Origin of the sequence: Micromonospora maritima, assembly GCF_902825405.1 — a bacterium.
GTDB classification, from domain to species: domain Bacteria; phylum Actinomycetota; class Actinomycetes; order Mycobacteriales; family Micromonosporaceae; genus Micromonospora; species Micromonospora maritima.
Map to the genome: position 1 here is coordinate 1 of NZ_CADEAU010000794.1, position 1,648 is coordinate 1,648.

Below are 1,648 nucleotides of genomic sequence, written 5' to 3' on the forward strand. Positions count from 1 at the left end.
CCTCGGCCCGAGCGGTGCTGGACCGGCTCGCGGCCGGCCCACCCGTCGGCACGGTCGCCCCGGGGGCGCTGGAGGCGCCCGCCACCGGCGGCGAGGACGTGCTCCCGCCCGACCTGGTCAACGGGGGCGCGCCCACCGGCTCGCCCATCCGCTGGCTGGTCGAACACCGGCTGCTGGTGCGGATGTCCGGCGGCAAGGGCGGCACCGTCGAACTGCCCCGCGAGGTGGGTCTGGTGCTGCGCCGTGACACCGGCCCGCTCGGTCCGCTGCGCACCAGCCCGCCCGTGGTCTCCGGCCCACCCCGGGAGGTCAAGGCCGTCGACTCGGCCGGCGCCGGACAGACCATGGAGGTGGTCCGGCACACCGAGGCGCTGCTGGAGGCGCTTGTCGTCGAGCCGGCGCCGGTGCTGCGCTCCGGCGGGGTGGGCGTGCGCGACCTGCGCCGGCTCGCCCGTAACCTCGGTCAGGACGAGCCGACCACCGCGCTGCTGTTCGAGGTGGCGTACGCGGCCGGGCTCGTCGGCGAGCTGGAGCTGACCGGCGGCGCCAGCACGCGGTACGGCGGTGACCAGCAGATCCTGCCCACCGGCGGGTACGAGGTGTGGCGCGCCGCGTCGCTCGCCCAACGCTGGGAACAACTCGCCCGCGCCTGGCTGGCGATGACCCGCCAGGTGGGCCTGGTGGGCCAGCGGGACGACCGGGACCGGCCGATCTCGGTGCTCTCGGCCGAGGCCGAACGGGCGGGCGCCCCGGCCGCCCGGCGCGCGGTGCTCGCCGTGCTCGCCGACCTGCCGCAGGGCACCGCGCCGACCCCCGACGAGGTGCTGGAGCTGCTCGACTGGCGGGCGCCCCGGCGGGCCCGGGGCCGCGAGGCGGCGCACCGGGAGGTGCTGGCCGAGGCCGCCCGGCTCGGCGTGACCGGGCTCGGTGCGCTCACCTCGTACGGGCGGCTGCTGCTGGCCGAGCTGAACGACGCCGACGAGCGGGGCGACGACCCGCTCGGGCTGCGCTCCGAAGCGGAGTCGGGAGATCCGTCGACGGCGGTGCGCGCCCTGGACGGGCTGCTGCCCGCACCTGTCGACCACGTCCTGGTGCAGGCCGACCTGACCGTGGTGGTGCCCGGCCCGCCCGACCCGGCGCTCGCCGCCGAACTGGACGTGGTGGCCGAGCACGAGTCGGCGGGCGGAGCCAGCGTGCACCGGGTCACCACGGCCAGCGTCCGCCGGGCGCTCGACGCCGGCTACACCGCCGACGACCTGCACGCGCTGTTCCGCCGCCGGTCGCGTACCCCGGTGCCGCAGGGCCTGACCTACCTGGTGGACGACGTGGCGCGCAAGCACGGCGGGCTGCGGGTCGGCTCCGCCGGCGGCTACGTGCGCAGCGACGACGAGGCGCTGCTCACCGAGGTCCAGTCGGACCGGCGGCTGGAGGCGCTGGCGTTCCGCCGGCTGGCGCCCACGGTGCTCGTCACCCCGTACCAGGTCAACCGGATGCTGCTCGCGTTGCGCGACGCCGGGTACGCGCCGGTGCCCGAGGACGCCAGCGGTGCGACGGTGCTGGCCCGGCCGAAGACCCGGCGGGCGCCGGCCCGGACGCCGGTCCCCGGCCGCGCGGTGGACCCGCTGGCCACGCCGAAGCTGCCGATGCC

The 1,648-nt window shown here is 77.9% G+C and carries 1 protein-coding gene; it reads left to right on the top strand.

Annotation, left to right across the window (positions count from 1 at the left end):
* On the top strand, nt 1-1,648 hold a 1,648-nt coding region (locus HUW36_RS32340; protein WP_174531522.1), incomplete at both ends, for a helicase-associated domain-containing protein.